We start from the raw sequence: 20,044 nt of genomic DNA, 5'->3' as shown, positions 1-20,044 counted from the left end.
TAATATTTTTATCGTCTGTATCCCAGTTCGGCCCCGCCGCTTACCGGCATGATACAGCCGGTTACAAACCGTGCAGCATCAGATAGGAGGAAAACTGCGGCATCAGCAACTACATCACCTTCGGGGCAGTAGCCTAATACATGTATCTCATTCAGGTATTTTTCTACCGATCCGGGATCAGGCTGTTCGGTTGCCCATTGTTTAAGTAATGGCGTCCAAACGCCAGCGGGCGAAATAGCATTTACCCTGATACCGTACTGTGCATAATCAAGCGCCATTGATTTGGTAAGGGCGTTAATACCCCCCTTTGTTGCGGTATAGGCGGCATGGAGGCTTTGCCCGATATCGCCTGCCATACTGCTGGTATTTAAAATGCAGCCTTTTGACGCTTTAAGTAAATCGATGCCATATTTGGTGGTCCAGAAAAGGCTTTTGAGGTTGACGCTCATCAGGGCATCCCACTCGTCTTCTTCAGTTTCATCAACAGGTTTAGAGGGGTGGGCAATAGCTGCATTGTTATGAATGGCATCGAGCCTGTTATAATGTTTTTTTATCGCATCAAAAGCAGCTTTTACATCGGCAGCCTTAGATACGTCGCCGGGAATACCTTCATGCAGGCCGCCAAAATTATCAAGTGTTTTATAAAGGGCCCGTTCATTCACATCCATTATAAAAACGGTTGCCCCTTCACGGATATATGCCTCGGCACAAGCCAAACCAATGCCTGATGCGCCTCCGGTAATAAATATTACTTTGTTTGATAGCTGGTTCATTTTTTGATTTTAGCTGGTTACAAGGTCGCTGCTGTTGCCTGCTTCGGCTGGTACTGCGTAATAGCCTCCATTAATATTGGCAGGGTGTTTAAAATATTTGGCCAAATGAGGTATATGTTCCAAAAATAAATTTTCATGATCAATAGCCACATGATTAAACAGTACCAGGTGTTGGTGGATCTGTCCCATATCGCCTACATGGGGCACTACCGGAATGTTGAATTTTTTTGCCAGCAGGCTTATCGTCAAAAACTCAGATACACCGCCAACACGTACACAATCAACCTGGCAAAAATCCATGGCTCCGGCCTGTAAAAAGTTTTTAAAAATGATTTTATTTGGGATATGTTCGCCTGCTGCAATTTGGAGTGGTGCAATTTCTTTAGCCAGCGTTTGATGGGCCAATACATCATCAGGATGCGTAGGTTCCTCTATCCAGTAAGGGTTTATACTGCTTAACTCTTTACAAATAGAAATAGCCTGCGGCAGGTTCCATTTTTGGTTGGCATCAAGCATAATAGTAGTTTGGTTGCCGGCCTCTGCGCGTACCAGTTTTGCCCTGCGAATATCACGCTGAGGATCATTTGAACCAACCTTTAACTTCATGGCAGTAAATCCACGGTCAATGGCGCGTGCCACATTCTCTTTGATCTTTTCATCCGAATAGTTAAACCAGCCTACCGATGTATCATATGCCTTATAACCGGTTTGTAAAACACTGCTGCGCAGTGCACGGCTATTGAAATTATTCTTTAAGATGTTTTCGGCTTCTTCAATAGTCAATACCTCTTCAAGGTAATTCAGGTCAAGCGTGGCTACCAGTTGTTCCGGGCTCAGATCAAGCAAAAGCTTCCAGAGCGGTACCTGGCGGCTTTTGGCCCAAAGATCAAAGCAGGCATTTACTATGGCTGCCAGCGCCAGCTGCATTACACCCTTATGCGGCCCCAGCCAGCGGTAAGTAGGCGAGTCGAGTATTGAACGGTAAACCGAACCGAAATCGGCCATTAGCTCTTCAATTTCACGGCCTTTGAGCGTTTCGGATAAGTATTGTATGGCTTTGCATACCAGGTCATTACCTGCACCAAGAGTAAAGGCAAGGCCAATACCTTTTAAACTGCTGCCGGTATGCAGTTCGCAAATGGCGTAAGCATATTGGGTAGAGTCATTTACGGCATCAGATCCGGCACCATTACCTAAATTAAAACGCCTGTCGGTAACTTCAATTTTATTAATGTACATGTAAGTAAAAATGTTTTGCAAATAGTTTCGGGCTTTTTCAATTGAAATAGCCGCTTTAAAATCTGTTTCCTGTGTTTGTAAATCGGTTTATGATATCTTTTTGGATAAGATATGATGTTGTAAAATTAGTGTCGTTTGGTTTTTTGCTTTCATTTTAATTGGCAACTTTCGATAGTATATTTGCCTATATTTAACTTTTCTGTTCATATCTTGTTAAAATGAAACCAATTTTAGCCGTGCTATCTGACGGGGTACTGTCAGAAGATCTATTTGTTGCCAGAGAAGTAAAGCTTCCATTTTTTTCAAATGAGTTTCATTTTCATGAAGAATGCCAGCTTGTTCATATCATAAAAAGCTCGGGCAAAAGGATCATCGGCGATCTTGTTGATTATTTTGAAAGCGGAGAGCTCATTTTTCTTGGTTCAAATATTCCGCATGTTTGGCATAATACGCAAGAACAGGCAAATGAGGATGATCCTGAACCTTATGCACATTCATTATCTATTCATTTCAACCCGGCAAAATTACTTATGCACCTCTCTGCATTTGGTAACGTGCGTAAAGTAGAGGCATTTCTGAATAAGGCCCAAAGAGGAGTGGAGTTAAAAGGGACAAGCCGGGATATGGTGATAAATTTGATGTACCAGATATTAGAGCGGGAGGGGTTGCAAAGGATCATCACCCTGCTCGAGATCCTTAATATCATGAGTTCGGATACCGAATATAACCTGTTGGCCAGCATTAATTACATCAACTATTATCAATATCATGACAGCAAGCGTATGGATCAGGTGTTTAAATACATCTTTGATAATTTCAGGGAAGATATTTCACTGAATACAATTGCCGATGTAGCTAATATGAACACCTTTGCATTTTGCAGGTTTTTTAAGGCCCGTACCCAAAAATCTTTTACCCAGTTTGTAAATGAAACAAGAATAGGCTATGCCTGTAAATTACTGGGTAATAAAGAAACCAGTATTACAGATATAGCCTATGAGTGCGGTTTTAATAATGTATCAAACTTTAACCGCTTTTTTAAAGTGATAAAAAAAGTGAGCCCTCGTCAATACCGGAACCAGATTTTATCCTAATTCCGGTTTATATTAAACCCCTGAACCCTGGCTACTGAATTTACCGGTACGGCCTCTGCCCATTTTATTTCATCGTTAATGAAATGCTCGGTACGGCAACCATTATTACGGATACTCTTTATAAATTCAAAATACAGGTCATTGAACACATACACGTTTTCTTTCAATATGGCGTAATTGCTAAGCAGAAAACCAAGCGTATTAACTTTAACTATGATCTGTTTTGAATCGTCGCATAATTTGATGTGGCTTTTAATGTTATTTACAACCGCAAGATGATTGCTTACCGGTAGCGTAAGCTTTATTTTTAATCCTTCATAAAGTACTTTCATAAAGGTGGTAAAGCCGCTGTTCTGTTCGCTGTAGGTTGCATTTATCTCATTAAAAATAGCTCTGGCTTTATCTTCATAGCCCGATGCCATATAAGACTCGGCCATAATGATTTTTAATATAAACGCATAGCCCATGGAGCATCCCTGGTATACCTTATTTAGCCCGTTAATGAATTTGGCAGTTTTGTTGTGCTTTTGGCAAATGGTTGATGTGTACAAGGCCAACAGGTAAACTACTTCAGTAAAGCCTTTTGATACACCTGTGTTTTCAACGGGATTAAAATAAAACTTAGTGATTTCGGTGAGCGACTCTTTTTTAACGATGCCGTATTTAAGATAAAACAGTATAGTTTCAATGCAGTTTACCGGGCTGATTGGTAAATTTTGCAAGCTCTTTAAGTTGTATTGTTTTAAATCAGTAAGATGTTTTTCGATCTTTGTTAAATCAAGCTGCATCACTGCAATAACAGCAAGGCAGGTTTTTATCAATATTTGTTGCTGGTTTGATAAACGGAAATGTAAAAATGTTTCCAGTACCTCTTCATAGCCAATATCAACAAACTCAAGACTGATAAAATAATTAAAGAAATCTTCGCTGCATATCTGTTTAAACAAATCCTCCATGCGCTCAGTCATGCGTGCACTTACATGTTGTATTTTAAGTAACTCGCCAATGAAGCTTATGATCTCTGATTTTTCATTTGGCAGCAGCTGTACGTTGAGGAGCGCCTTGATGTCGAATTTGTAGTCCTTGTGAATAGCATTATAAATAAACCACTTTATAATAGGCAGTTTTTTATCGCGGCTAAATACAATGTCGGTTAGGTTTATAAGGTTATCATCAAATATATAATTGTTATTATACATGAGTATCATTGCCAGTGAATACTCGAGCGTAGCTTCGTCGGCCATTTTAACAATAAAATTTAGCCTGTTTTCGCGCGAAAGGTTTAACTCTTCAAGTATGCCGGCGTTAATCATTTCCTGGTAAGCAGAGCCATACTTTTTGATCAGCTCGTAAACCTTTATTTTGCCAACCTCATATACCTTGTTATCGGTATCCATCTGATTAATGATGCCAGTGATGAGCAGTAATTTTTCAATGGCGTAATGCCCTTTATAAACACTGTGATAATAATTTGAGCTTACAAGGTCATAGTTGGTAAGATCGGTAAAATGATTTAAGCTAAAATTATCGCTGTAACGCTGATAATAATACTGAAAGTAAAGAGGATGGCTTAGCTTGTCAATAATAGGTAAAGTTATATCATGGGCAATATTGGGGTTTATATTATCACAAAGTTTTTTGATTTGTTCGGAGGTGAATAACGGTACATTAAGTTTTTGGCTGCTATCCATCATGAAGCCCGTAAACCATACATCGGGTTTGGCTATAATGTCTTCCCTGAAATTGCTCCAGGTTGATGAACGCATGGCCAATATCACTTTAAACCATGGATATTTGTGATACATAGCTATGATATCGGCCAATTGATTAAATACAGTTTCAAAAGTATTGTTCTTGAAATGAAATTCATCGAAACCATCAATAACCAAAATGAAACGGCCGTTAAAGTCTTCAACGATGTCAGCCAGTCCTTCCAGATCTTCATCCGGCGAAAGCCCGATAAGCCCTGTTAGCCAGTGGTTAAGATGGATGTTTTGAAGTGATGAGTTGAGGGTATTACCGTTAAAGAACAATATCAGGTCCTTCTCATCTTTTTGTGTGTTGGCTTTTATCAAATCTTTCACCCAATGGCACAGTCCAATTGTTTTGCCATAACCAGCCGGAGCGGTAAATACAGTAGCAGTATAAGGCTGCTGCATAAATATGGACAATTGTTCGTTAATGAAATTTCGCGGAATGGTATATTGAAATGGTATACCAGAATGATTCATTTGGGTTTGCAGGGTGAAATTAGTGATCCGGTCTGCTTTGGCGGTTATCCTTCCTGGCTTATATACATGATTCTCCTTCTTGACAATCGTTTTTTGCCGGCTTTGGCAAAATCCATCCCAGCCTGTATAGCCGCAAAACTCGGCTAACGCATTCATGGTGAACAGCGATGGGGTAAACTTGCTAAACGCAAAACCAAATATCCGCTTTAATGTGGTTTCACTTATGCTTTTTTGAGTTTTGTTGAATAGCATTAACGACAAGGCCTTACAATCGGCAGGGGTAATATAAGCCATGCCCGCTTTTTCGGTTAGTTCTTTCTTTAAAAGATCAAAATGATAAGTCGAAAATAGATGCATTGGTAAAGGTTTAAAAAGTGAAATATTATTAACTATATAAGTCAGTCAAACAAAATAGCAATAGTCGTATCAGCAAATAACAATTGAAAACTTAATTAAAAATGTAAAAGGCTCAAGTAATTCCCTGGGGTAACGGGACATTGTTAATACATGGCTAAACAAATATTTTTACATATTTAGTTTACGTCAATAATACGTACGTTAATCGGAAAAGGATTTATATTTTATCGGAAATGATATTCCTTTAGGTTGTATTTCGTTAATGAATAAAATGAACAGGAAATGAATATACAAAACAGAATGAACAGACCGGTACGAATACTGAATAATATGGCCGGAATGGTTTTTAATGAATGAAAAGCCTTTTTTGTATTGCATAGGCTTGATTTAGCTTTACGAAGTTGATTTCAAATATCTATGCCTATGAAAAACCTCGCCTTTATCAAGAACGCTTCTTTAGCGTTATTTATTTTATTGGCATTGTTTAATATTAAATATGCGTATGCACAACGGACATATGCCAATGCCGAGCAACACGGCGCAACGGGTGTTGCCTGTGTAAACTGCACCGTATTAAACGCCGCAAATGCGGCAGATGGCAATATCCAAACATTTTCCTCTATAAATGTAACTGTTGGCGTTGCCGCACAAACCTACCAGGAATTAATATTTCAGAGCCCGAAATCATCGGGCACGCCTGTAACTGTTAAATTAGGTTCAGGTGATAAATTATTGAGCCTTACAGCACTTGGAGGTGTTTTTTTACAGGCATACAACGGCAATACTGCTGTTGGTACGCCGGTAGCAGTTGCAACATTATTAACGGCTTTAAGCAATAACAACCAGGTTGAAGTAAGCATAACTCCGGCCCAGGCTTATGACAGGATAAGGGTAACCGTTAACGGAGGCTTAGCCGGCGTTTTGGCGAACACTTATTTATATGATGCTTTTACTACCGGTACCGGGGCTGGTATTTGTAGTACAGCAATTGATGAATTACACGGTATATCGTCGGGCTTGCTTGGGCTTGGTATTAATGTGGGCGGCGTAGCAAATCCGCAGAATGCTATTGATGGTAACCTTAACACTGCATCTACTTTAAATGCAGGTGTGGGTTTACTTGGTGCTTATGCACAGCAAACTATTATATATGGCAGCCCTTCGGTAATAGGTGATTCGGTAAGAATGACCTTGTCAATTCCGCAGTCGTTAATAGATGTAGGGCTGCTGTCGAACATTTCTGTAGCAACTTATCTTGGTAATACTTACAACAATGATCAAACAGCCATAAACGCGTCGCTTCTAAACTTGCGGTTACTTGATCTGACCAGCAACAGGCGAAAGGTTACCATAACTTTTTCGCCAGCAAATGTTTTTGACCGTGTGCAGCTTACCCTTGGCGGTGTAGCGAATGTATTATCAACGCTTGATCTTTACGAGGCTGTTAGGTTGATACCAAGGCCTGTTGCAAAAATTAATAATGCGCTGGGCGTAACTGCCCAGATCAATTCAGGTTCAACGGCTACGCTTACTGCAAATGCTGTTGCTAATACCACATTTCATTGGTACACCCAGGCAACCGGCGGATCGGCGGTGGCTACCGGGCCAAGTTACACAACACCTGCACTTACAGCATCTGCCAATTATTATGTATCGGCTTCGCGTACAGGTTGTACCGATGAATCGGAAAGAACAAAAATTGCGCTCACTGTAGGCTCAACAACAACTACTCCACCGGTAAACCCGTCGGGAGTGCGTACCTACGCTAACGCGCAGCAACCGGGAGCGGGCGGGTTATTGTGCCTTGGCTGTACGGTGACCAATCCGGGTAATGCTGTTGACGGTAATTTGCAAACTTACTCTACCTTAAACGTAGCTGTAGGCCTTGCCGCGCAAAGTTATCAGGACCTTTCGTTTCCGGGAGGGCAAAAAGCTGCGGGTACACCGGTATCCGTAAAATTGGGCACAGGCGATAATCTTTTAAGCCTTACCGCTTTAGGTGGGGTTTCGTTACAAGCTTATAATGGTACCACACCGGTTGGGAGCCCGGTTTCGGCAGCTACGCTCATATCTTTATTGAGTAACAATAACCAGGTTGAGTTAAGTTTTGCTCCAACCGGCGCATACGATAAGATCAGGGTTACACTTAACGGTGGTTTGGTAGGGGCACTCGGCACTTTATATTTATATGAAGGGTTTGTGACCACGGCAGGCCCGGCTACCTGTAATACTGCTATAGATGAATTGCACGGTATATCTTCGGGTTTGCTGAATTTAGGACTTAATGTGGGCGGGGTTGTAAATCCGCAAAACGCTATCGACGGAAATCTGAACACTGCATCTACTTTAAATGCAGGTGTAGGCCTATTAGGAGCCTACGCACAGCAAACAGTTATATTCTCCAATCCATCAATAGTTGGCGACTCGGTAAGGTTAACACTTTCGGTACCTGAGGCCTTGCTTCAGGTAGGCCTGCTCACCGGCTCATCGGTGAATACCTTTTACGGTAATACAGACAATAATGATCAAACCTTTTTAAGTTCATCATTACTGCAACTTCGGTTGCTCGATTTAACCAACAACAGGCGAAAGGTGGTGATCACTTTTGTACCTGGTAAAGTATTTGACCGGGTTCAGTTAAGATTAGGCGGCGTCGCCAATGTATTATCCACCCTGGATTTATATGAGATACAGCGGTTGATTGCCAAGCCGGTAATTAAAATAAATAATGTAGCATCAAACGATGCGCAGATCTGTACCGGTACTACAGCTACTTTTACAGCTACCGCCGTACCTAATACTGTGTTTCATTGGTATACACAAGCAACAGGCGGATCTCCGGTATTTACAGGGGCTGCCTTTACAACACCTGTTTTAACAGCTTCGGCAACCTATTACGTTGCCGCCATGCGCAGCGGATGCACCGACGAGTCGGACCGAACCAAAGTAACCGTTACTGTAAACGCTGTGCCGGCTGCTCCGGTTATAGCCAACAATACTGTTAGCGTTTGTTCAGGGCAAACCGCTACGTTTACCGCCACCAGTGTAGCCGGCGTTACCATAAACTGGTATAGCGCCGCTACCGGCGGTACATTACTGCACACCGGCGATAGCTTTACTTCACCGGCTTTAACCGCCGCAACAAGCTACTATGCAGAAGCAGTAGTTGCAGGTGGAAGCTGTGCCAGTGCAGCCCGTACCAAGGTAACTGCTAATATAACCCCACCACCCGTTGCACCAACACTTACCGCTGCTAATGTTACCATTTGTAGTGGTAACGTGGCTACATTATCGGTAAGCGGCGCCGTGGCAGGTACTACTTATAACTGGTATGCTGCTGCAACCGGAGGCACTCCTGTATTTACGGGAGCTGCCTACACTACATCAGCCTTAACAGCTAACGCAACTTATTATGTTGAAGCTGTAAATGCAGGGGGCTGCAACAGCGCTACACGTACACAGGCAACAGTTACAGTTACACCGCTTCCTGCCGATCCAACGGTATCTGCAGCAAATGCTTCAATTGCTGCAGGGCAAAAAACAAGCATCAGCGTAACAAGTCCGCAGGCTGGTATAACTTATAACTGGTATACATCTGCAAATGCAGGTACACCGGTATTTACAGGTACAACATTTCAAACACCTCTGTTATATAATAACACAACTTATTATGTAAGTGCCGTAAATGGTACCGGTTGCGCATCAGCAAACCGTACAGCTGTTACTATTACCGTAACTATCAACACCAACGCGCCTTGTACTTTTGCCAACCAGCAAACGATGACTGTAAACGGCCTTTGTTTAGGTTGTACCGTCACTAATCCGGCGTTGGCTACAGATGCTGATACTACTACTGCCTCAACCATCAATGTATTAGCCGGGTTATTAGGCGGAAACGTTAAGCAGGAATTGCGCTTTCAACAAGCGGGTTTTGCAGGTGACACCATTAAACTGGTACTACAAAACCCCAATGGCTTATTAGGAGCAGCTGTTTTGGGTAATATTGGTGTAACACTTGCCAATGGTACCACTACAACAGCAAGCTACCAGCTTAATAACGCGCTGATAAAAGTATTTCTGCTTGCGGGCAGCTCAAATAAATACGCGGTTTATATCCCGGCAACCGGTGCTTATGACAGGATCACGATAAGCATCAATTCGGGTGTTGCCAGTTTGTTGACCCCGCTCAATATCTACTATGCTTCACAACAATTCCCGAAACCGGTATTTAACCCAACCGCTCCTGAAATTTGTAAGGGCAGCAGTGCGGTAGTCAATATCACATCGCCTGCCAACGGAACATTTACCTGGTATACTACGCCAACAGGCGGCACTTCGGTACATACCGGTGCATCATATACAACGCCTGCATTAAATGCCAATACCACTTATTATATTGAATACACCCGCGGCACTTGCGCAGGTACTGTAAGGTTCCCGGTTACCATTTTGGTTGATGATGTTCCGGCCGCGCCAACCGTTACCGCCCAAAATGTAACGATCACCAGCGGACAAACAGCTACTTTGAATGCCACAGCCAGTAATGGCGCTACCATACAATGGTATGATGCAGCAACCGGCGGTAACCTGGTACATACAGGCAATCCGTTTGTGACTCCTGTACTAACCGCCAATAAAACTTATTATGCAGGTACCGCTCTGGGCAGTTGCGTATCGGCTACCCGTACGCCGGTTAATATTACCGTACAGCCTATAGTTATACCTACTGTATCGGTAACACCACCAACAGTTGCGCTGAACGCAGGACAAACAACTTCGTTCATTGCTTCGTCAACTACACCAGGTGTAACCTTTAACTGGTTTACTACGCCAACCGGCGGTACAAGCATCTTTACAGGTGCTACTTATACTACGCCGCCGCAATTTGCTAACACTACTTATTATGCCGAAGCTACAGTAACTGCTACAGGTGTAAAATCAACTACAAGAGCGCCAGGCGCGGTAACTATCAATCAACAGGCTTCAAACCCTGTACCTTGCGATGCCGCTATCGACCAAACTAACACCACAAGCGGTTTACTTTGTGTGGGCTGCGGTGTACTCAACGCAACAGGTTCGGTTGATGCAGACAGGAATACATTCTCGCAATTATCAGTTCCGGTTGGATTACTGAACGCTTATGCAAGTCAGACACTAAGGTTTACTAATCCTGGTCTTGCCGGCGACAGCGTTGTTGTTGAATTGGGCGTTCCCGGAACTTTAGCCAGTGTAAGTGTACTTTCACAAATTCAGATAGGTACATACAACGGCACTACTTTTAATAACGACTATGTAAATGTAAACGGATCACTGATCAATATCCAGTTATTGAGCGGCACCAGTCGTTTCAGGGTGGCGTTTAAAGCAACTCACAATTTCGATAGGGTAGAGGTTAGGCTGAACGCTGCTTTGGCTGGCGTATTCAGCAGCTTGAATATTTACGATGCTTCTCAATCGGTGGCAGCCCCGGTTATTGCGGTTTCGCCGGTAACAACCTGTTCAGGCGCGCCGGTTGCAATTAGTGCTACTGTCCCGGCTAACGTGACTGTAAAATGGTATACTTCGGCTACCGGCGGCACGGCTGTCGGCACGGGGGCTAACTACACTACACCGGCCCTCAGCGCTACAACAACTTATTATGCTGAAGCAAGCCGTACCGCTGATGGTTGCACCCAGGCAGTTCGTACTCCTGTTACTATCAATGTGGTTCCCATCCCAACAGCACCTGTTGTAGCTGCACCAAACGTAACTGTTTGTACAGGCCAAACAGCAACATTTAATGTGACTTCTGTTAATGGGGTAACTTATAACTGGTATTCGGCAGCAACGGGCGGCACCCTTGTACACACAGGTAACAGCTTTACAACTGCTGCTATCAATGCTACCACCAATTATTTTGTTGAAGCAGTGTCGGGCACGAGCTGTATCAGCACCACCCGTACCCAGGTTACGGCAACTTTGGCTCCGCCACCAACAGCACCTGCCCTTAATGCAACAAGCGTAAGTATTTGCGATGGTAGTGTTGCAACATTAGCAGTAACTACCCCCGCTGCGGGAAATACGTATAACTGGTATACAACTGCAACAGGTGGTACACCTGTATTTACCGGCCCAACCTACACAACCGCAGCTTTACACAATAACACAAGCTATTATGTAGAAACAGTAAATGCAGGCGGCTGTACAAGTGCCCAACGCACCCAGGCCGATGTTACCGTTGTTCCGCTTCCTGCTAATCCAACTTTATCGGCCAATAACACATCGGTAGCGGCAGGGCAAAAAACAACTATTGGGGTTACCAATACACAAACCGGCGTTACTTATAACTGGTATACATCTGCTAACGCTGCAACCCCGGTATTTACGGGTACAACTTTTGAAACGCCTTTGTTATACAGTAATACTACATATTATGTAAGTGCTGTTAACAGCACTGGCTGTACATCCGCCAGCCGCACAGCAATCACTATTAATGTAACCATTAACACTAACGCACCTTGTACATTTGCTAACCAGGAAACTATTACTGTTAACGGTATTTGCCTTGGTTGCGGTGTAACCAATGAATTGCTTGCAACCGATGCCGATACAACAACGGCATCAACCGTCAACGTTTTAGCCGGTTTGTTAGGTGGATATGCCCAACAGGAGCTTCGTTTTCAACAGCCGGGTTTTGCAGGCGATACCATTAAACTGGTATTGCAAAACCCTAATGGCTTGTTGAGCGCGGCTGTTTTGGGTAATATCCAGGTAACGCTGGCTAACGGTGCCACTCCAACCTCAACCGTTGCACTTAACAATGCTTTAATTAAAGTGTACCTGCTTGCAGGCAGCTCGAATAAATACGCGGTTTATATTCCGGCAACCGGAGCTTACGACCGCATTACCGTAAAAATAAATTCAGGAGTTGCAAGCCTGCTTACACCTTTAAATATCTACTACGCAGCGCAACAATTCCCTAAACCAATATTTAACCCAACTGCACCAGAAATTTGTAAAGGCAGCAGCGCGGTGATCAATATTACATCTCCTGCCAACGGAACATTTACCTGGTACAATGCACCGGTAGGTGGTACAGTTGTACATACAGGCGCATCATATACAACACCGGCCTTAAATGCCAATACCACTTATTATGTAGAATACAGCCGTGGTTCATGCGCATCGACCGTAAGGTTCCCGGTAAATGTTATTGTTGACGATGCTCCGCCGGCACCAACAGTAACCGCTCAAAATGTAACTATCACTGCCGGGCAAACAGCTACTTTAAATGCTACCGCCAGTAATGGTGCAACTATACAATGGTTTGATGCGCCAACTGGTGGCAACCTTGTATTTACAGGTAATCCTTACGTTACCCCGGTTTTAACAGCTACTAAAACCTACTACGCAGGCACAGCGCTGGGTAATTGCGTATCGGCTACGCGTACTCCGGTAATTATTAGTGTGCAACCTGTTGTGATACCTGATGTAAACGTGACACCGCCTACTACCACCGTTAGTCAGGGACAAACCACCTCGTTCACTGCTTCATCAACTACGCCGGGAGCGGTATTTAACTGGTTTACCACTCCAACAGGAGGTACAAGCATCTTTACTGGTGCTACATATACCACGCCGCCGCAGTTTGCCAATACCATTTATTATGCAGAATCATCTATTCCGGCAACCGGTGTAAAATCGGCAACCAGGGCAACCGGTATAGTTACCGTAAATCAGCAGGGCTCAAACCCTGTACCTTGCGACGCCGCTATCGACCAAACCAATACCACAAGTGGGTTACTGTGCGTGGGATGCGGTGTGCTGAATGCCGGCGGATCTGTTGACGCAGACCGTAATACCTTTGCCCAGTTAAATGTTCCGATTGGATTAGTCAATTCATACGCCAGCCAAACCCTGCGTTTTGCCAATACAGGTATTGCAGGCGATAGCGTAATAGTTGAATTAGGCGTTCCGGGAACACTTGCCAGTGTCAGCGTATTGTCTCAAATTCAAATAGGTACCTACAACGGTGCAGCCTTTAATAACGACTACTTCAGCGTAAATGGTTCGCTGATCAACATTCAGTTACTAAGCGGTACCAATCGTTTCAGGGTCGCATTTAAAGCAGCCCATACGTTCGATAGGGTAGAGATCAGACTAAACGCAGCGCTTGCCGGGGTATTTAGCGCCCTCAATGTATATGATGCATCTCAATCAGTTCCGGCTCCTGTTATTGCCGCATCTCCGGTTACCGCATGCTCTGGCACACAGGCTACGCTAACGGCCACTGCTCCTGCAAACGTAACTGTGAGGTGGTATACATCTGCCACCGGTGGTTCACCAGTGTTTACCGGTGCTACATTTACTACCCCGGCATTAACCACATCAACAACCTATTATGCTGAAGCCAGCCGCACTGCCGATGGTTGTTCGCAGGCTGTTCGTACGCCAGTACAAGTAAATGTTACTGCGCCACCGGCTGCTCCGGTTGTGGCCGTACCAAATACAACAGTTTGCGCGGGTCAGCCTGCCGCCTTCGCTGTAACCCCGGTTAATGGCGTTACTTATACCTGGTATGCTTCGGCTACAGGTGGTACTTCAATAATTACAGGCAACAGCTTTACTACTCCGGCTTTAACTGCTACTACATCTTATTATGTTGAAGCTGCAAATGGAGGCCAGTGCAGCAGCAGCAGCCGTACAAAAGTAACAGCCAATGTAACCGCAACTCCTGTTACTCCTACAGTTTCACAGGCAAGTACGCAAACATGCTCTGGTTCTACAGTTACTTTAACTGCTTCGTCAACACAACCTGGTGTTACCTTTAACTGGTATACTACAGCAACGGGAGGTACTCCGGTACATACAGGCGCGCAATATGTTACCCCGGCTTTGACTGCTAACACATCATACTACGTTGAGGCAGCTACCGGTACCTGTACAAGTGCAAACCGCGCCAAAGCCGATGTTATTGTTAACCCAACCCCAGTTGCTCCAACTATCACCGTAGTTCCGGTTGGCGGACAGATCACATCCGGACAAACAGCTCAGTTATCGGCCAGTTCAACAACTGCTAATGTTACCTTTAACTGGTATAGCACTGCTAACGGTGGTACCCCGGTTCATACAGGGGCAAACTTTACTACACCGGCTTTAACTACCAATACAACATATTATGTTGAGGCGGTATCAAACGCAACAGGCTGTATCAGCACAACCCGTACACCTGTAACTGTAATTGTTAACCCGGTATTCTCTACTTCGTGCGACTTTGCATCCACCCAAACCAATACTACCAGTGGTGTAGCTTGCTTGCTATGCGGTGTTACAAATCCTGATAACGCAGTAGATATTGATACAGTTAACTTCAGCCAGCTTACGCTTGGTGTTGGTGCTGTAGGTTATGTAGGCCAGAAACTGATTTTTGGCGATGCAGGCCTTGCCGGCGATACCGTAACCGTGAAAATAAAAGTACCGGTTAACCTTACATCAGTTGGTTTATTAGGCCAGCTGCAAATAGGTTCATTCAATGGCAATACCGATAACAATGACAGGGTTGCCTTAAGCAGCACGCTGATCAAAATAACCATACTTACAGGCAGCCAAACAGCTTTAGTGAAATTTGTGCCGAGGGCTGCTTATAACGCGATAGAAGTTAGGTTAACCACAACTTTATCGCTATTTAATTCATTAAATATTTACTACGCAACCAAACAGGTTCCAATACCTCAGCTTACTGCAAAAACAGACAATATATGTGCAGGCGGTACAGCAACATTTACGGTAGCTAACCCGGTTGCAGGTGTTACTTACAAATGGTACTCGGCAGCGGTGGGAGGCACCTTGCTGCACACAGGCATTAATTATACTACAGCTGCATTAAATGCCACTACTAATTTTTATGTAGAAAGTAGCCGCACCTCAAACAATTGTCCTAATCCTAACAGGGTTGCAGCTACGGCAAACGTAACACCGGCCCCGGTAAATCCAATACTTGCACAAAACGCAGTATCAGTTTGCTCGGGTGATGCAGTTACCTTATCTGTAACCAATGCAGCAGGTGCTACTGTGAACTGGTATGATGCACCAACTGGCGGTACTTTAGTATTCACCGGTGCAAATTACCAGGCAACACCAATTGCTACGGTTAGCTATTATGCCGAGATCACTAACGGCAGCTGTGTAAGCCCGTTGCGTACAAAAGCTACCATTACCGTAAACCCTCGTCCGGCAGCACCGGGCGTGCAATCAGCCAGCGTACAGGTTTGTCCGGGCAGTACCGCTACTTTAGCCGTGCTTAACCCGGTTGCAGGTGTTAATTATGAGTGGTTTGCAAGCGCAACCGGCGGTACTGTATTGCATACCGGTAATACTTATCCTACTGCAGCCATAACCCAGGATGTAACTTACTATGTGCAGGCTACCAATGCTACCACAAGCTGTTCAAATAATGGCGCGCGTACAGCGGTTGATGTAACTGTAACCAATACGCTTACTGCTCCTGTATTAAGCGCAGCTACCACTAATGTATGCAGCGGCGGCAGTGCTACATTGAGCGTCAATAACCCGGTTAACGGCTTAACCTACAAATGGTACACAGCAGCAACAGGCGGCGCTCCCGTATTTACCGGGCCGATATTTACTATAAACAATCTAACTGCCGATGTATCATACTTTGTTGAATCGTCAAACAGTTCGGGATGTACAAGTCCAACCCGCGCCCGTGCCGATATTACCGTGCAGCCCATACCAACCGCTCCGGTTATACAGGCAAGTGCAGGTGGCCTTAACGTGTGCGAAGGCGAATCAACCAGCCTGAGTATCGCTAACCCTGTAACAGGAGTGGTTTACCGCTGGTACACTGCTGCAACCGGGGGAACCTTGTTGTACACAGGTACGCAGTTTAATACACCTGTTTTAACTGCCGATGCTACTTATTATGTAGAGGCAGCTCAGGCAGGTAATTGTAATGCATCTGCCCGTACCCAGGTAAAAGTAACTGTTAACCCATTGCCTGCCGATCCAATATTGGCAAGCAATAACACGCAAGTTTGTTTAGGCTCACCTGCTACATTGAAGATTCAGTCGCCTGTAGCGGGTATTACTTATCAGTGGTTCAGTACAGCATCTCAAACTACAAAATTGTTTGAGGGCACAACTTACGTAACCGGGCCAATTACCGCTAATGCAACTTATTATGTTGCAGCTGTAAATGCATCTGGCTGCCAAAGCGCTAACCTTACAATAGCACAGGTAAGCATCCAGGCTGCGCCGTCAGCACCGGTAATTACCAATGGCAGCACGGTACAAACTTGTGTTAACAGTATTGTAACACTTAATATTTCAAATCCACAGGCAGGCTTTACCTATAACTGGTATAGTGCAGCTACCGGAGGCACACCATTGTTTACCGGTACAAGCTTCAATACACCGGCACTGGCAGGTAATGTAACTTACTACGCCGAGGCGGTGAACAGCACCGGTTGTACATCAACAGGTCGTACTTCTGTAAGTATTAATGTAAATCAAATACCAACCGCGCCTACGGTAACCGCACAGGGTGGTGGAAATACCACCGTATGTTCAGGTAGTACTATAGCACTTACTGCAACCAGTACAACACCTAACGTAAGCTTTGACTGGTATACAGCTGCAACCGGTGGTTCACCTGTATTCACCGGCGCAACTTACACTACGCCACCGCTTACTGCAGCTACAACTTACTATGTTGAAGCGGTAAGCAACGGCAGTTGTGCTTCAACCACACGTACCGCAGTGCAGGTAACCATAAGCACTACCACCACTCCGGCACCACAGGTAGTAGCGGCAGATCTGTCTGTATGTCAAAACAATGCAGCCACAATCCATATCAGTAATCCCGATGCAGCTACTACATACAATTGGTATAGCGCAGCAACCGGCGGCAGCTCGCTGTACACAGGCACAGCGTTTACAACGCCTGTATTAACTGCAAATACTACCTATTATGTACAGGCTTCAAATAGCCAAAGCTGTAATGCTTCGGCAAGACTGGCTGTGAATGTGATTATTGTTCCGCAGCCAAATACGCCGGTGCCTGCATTAGCCAATGTGCCTGTGTGCAGCGGAAGTACAGCTACTTTGTCGGTACAATCGCCGCAGGCCAATATCATTTACAAATGGTATAGTAATGCATCACGTACCAACCTGCTATTTACCGGACCGACTTATACCACCGATCCTATCCAGGCAAATACAACCTTCTATGTTGATGCCAGCAACGGATCATGCGCAAGCTCATCAGCAGCAAGTGTTCAGGTTACTATTTCGGCACCGCCGTCAACACCACTGCTGGTTAACAACGCTCAAACGGCTTGTGGCGGATCGCAGGTATTGATAAGTATCTCAAACCCACAACAAGGCTTTAGCTATAACTGGTATACAGCAGCTACAGGTGGTACCCCGGTTAATACAGGTACAAACTTTACCACACCTTTGTTAACTGCAAGTACTACTTATTATGTGGAAGCGGTTAATGGTACTGGCTGTAGCTCACCTGCCAGGGCATCTGCAACGGTAACCATACTTGGCGCTCCGACTGCACCTACGGTAAACGGGCCAAACGCCGGGATTTGTCCGGGCAGCACAGCTACGCTTACTGTAAACAGTACTGCAAATGTCACCATTAAGTGGTACGATAATGCAACCGGCGGAACAGCATTGGCTACCGGCGATAGTTTCACAACTCCTGCACTAAATCAAACTACAACCTACTATGCCGAAGCATCAAACAGCGGAGGTTGTAACTCGGGCACACGTACCGCGGTAACTGTACAGGTATTGCAGAAACTTGCGGCACCATCAGTTAACGTTACCGAAACTACTGCAGTAAGTATAACCTTTGGCTGGCAGGCCGTAGCCGGAGCAACCGGATACGAGATCAGCATGAATAATGGCTCAACTTTCAGCAGTGTTGGTACAGCGCTAACCTTTAAGGTTGATAACCTGCAGCCGCTGCAAAGCGCCACCATTGTAGTGAGGGCACTGGGAGCATCCGGTTGTGAATTGAGCGATAACTCGGCAGCGGTAACAGGTACAACAACCAATCCGCTTGGTAACAGCATATTTATCCCTAACGCCTTTAGCCCTAATGGCGATGGCAATAACGATACGTTCCTGGTATTTGGCACCGTGATCAAAGGCATGAATATGTCCATATACGATCAGTGGGGTGGATTGATTTTCAAATCTACCAATCAGTCGGCCGGATGGGATGGAACTTATAAAGGCAAGGCGCAGCCAGTAGGTGTATATGTGTACTACGTTGAGGCTACGCTAAACGACGGAGAAGTGATCAAAAGAAAAGGAACTATCAATCTACTACGATGAGAAATAAAATCACAATTGTTACCCTGCTGCTTCTTATTGTGGTAGCAGGACGGTTATCAGCCCAGGTTGACCCGCATTTTTCACAGTACTACGCTTATCCGTTATGGCTCAACCCTGCATTAGCCGGAGTTATCAACGGCGATTCGCGTGTGAACGCTAACTTTAAAAGCCAGTGGGCAACCATCAATAATGCCTATCAAACAGCTGCCATATCAGCTGATATGCGTACAACAGATAAGATGAGCCTGGGTGTCAATATCCTTGACCAGTCGTCGGGGGGGCACACTTTCAATTATCTGAGTGCCTATGGCGCTTTGGGATACGCTATTTCTATCTCGGCCGATGGTAACCAGCGTTTAAGCTTTGGTGTACAGGCCGGTATCATCAATCGTAGTTTTGATATGAACAAACTGCAGTTTGGTAGTCAATATAGCCCCATAGGCGGTTTTGATCCAAACATGCCAAGCTTTGAAAATTTTAATACCACCAATAGCACTGTATTTGATGCCAACGCAGGGATCTTTTATTATGATGGCGACCCTTTTAAAGATGTAAATGCTTTTGGAGGTGTTAGCGTAGGCCACTTGTCCCGACCTAAAGATGCCTTTTCGGCAACATCAGGCGGGAAAATACCGATCAGGTATACCGTTCACGGCGGTTTAAAGATCAAAGCATCTGATTTTTTCGACCTGACTCCTAACGCCGTTTATATCAAACAGCAATATGCTGATATCAAAGGTGTAGGTGCTTACTCTGAGTTTAAATTTCAAAACGATAACGGGCTCATCTTAGGTATTCTGTACCGCTTTAAAGATGCCGCGGTGGCCGATGTTGGTTACCATGTAAAGAGCCTGATCATAGGTGCAAGTTATGATGTAAACACATCATCCTTAAACCGCGCTACAGGTGGCAATGGCGGTTTTGAACTATCCCTGAGCTATATATTCCGCAAACGCGTGCAAGAACCTGAACCTGTTTGCCCAAGGCTTTAATTGCTTAA

General features: G+C 44.6%; 6 protein-coding genes. 3 read left to right on the top strand and 3 right to left on the bottom strand.

Annotation, left to right across the window (positions count from 1 at the left end):
* Positions 1-8: 8 nt before the first annotated feature.
* Both MTO98_RS21820 and MTO98_RS21815 read right to left on the bottom strand, forming a co-directional pair.
* The gene (locus tag MTO98_RS21820) at positions 9-773 is read right to left on the bottom strand and encodes an SDR family NAD(P)-dependent oxidoreductase (RefSeq protein ID WP_243481096.1); all 765 of its coding nucleotides are present in this window, start codon (positions 771-773) and stop codon (positions 9-11) included.
* A gap of 9 nt (positions 774-782) precedes the next feature.
* Entirely contained in the window at positions 783-2,012 is a 1,230-nt protein-coding gene (locus tag MTO98_RS21815) for an enolase C-terminal domain-like protein (RefSeq protein ID WP_243481095.1), read from the bottom strand.
* Positions 2,013-2,230: 218 nt separating this feature from the next.
* On the opposite strand from MTO98_RS21815, the gene MTO98_RS21810 reads away from it, so the two are divergent.
* Positions 2,231-3,106, top strand: coding sequence for an AraC family transcriptional regulator (locus tag MTO98_RS21810; RefSeq protein WP_243481094.1), 876 nt, complete (start codon positions 2,231-2,233; stop codon positions 3,104-3,106).
* Here the strand turns inward: MTO98_RS21810 and MTO98_RS21805 are convergent.
* Positions 3,103-5,694, bottom strand: a complete 2,592-nt coding sequence (locus tag MTO98_RS21805; RefSeq protein ID WP_243481093.1) for an NACHT domain-containing protein — start codon at positions 5,692-5,694, stop codon at positions 3,103-3,105. The two genes, MTO98_RS21810 and MTO98_RS21805, sit on opposite strands and share 4 nt — an antisense overlap.
* A 423-nt stretch (positions 5,695-6,117) precedes the next feature.
* On the opposite strand from MTO98_RS21805, the gene MTO98_RS21800 reads away from it, so the two are divergent.
* Both MTO98_RS21800 and MTO98_RS21795 read left to right on the top strand, forming a co-directional pair.
* On the top strand, positions 6,118-19,044 hold the full coding sequence (locus tag MTO98_RS21800) for a gliding motility-associated C-terminal domain-containing protein (protein ID WP_243481092.1): 12,927 nt from the start codon (positions 6,118-6,120) through the stop codon (positions 19,042-19,044).
* A complete protein-coding gene (locus MTO98_RS21795) occupies positions 19,041-20,036 on the top strand; it encodes a PorP/SprF family type IX secretion system membrane protein (RefSeq protein ID WP_243481091.1) in 996 nt (331 codons plus the stop codon). The genes MTO98_RS21800 and MTO98_RS21795 overlap by 4 nt, the downstream gene beginning before the upstream one ends.
* Positions 20,037-20,044 lie beyond the last annotated feature (8 nt).

Source organism: Mucilaginibacter sp. SMC90, from assembly GCF_022811725.1.
GTDB lineage: Bacteria > Bacteroidota > Bacteroidia > Sphingobacteriales > Sphingobacteriaceae > Mucilaginibacter.
This window is presented reverse-complemented; position numbering and strand designations above follow the sequence as displayed.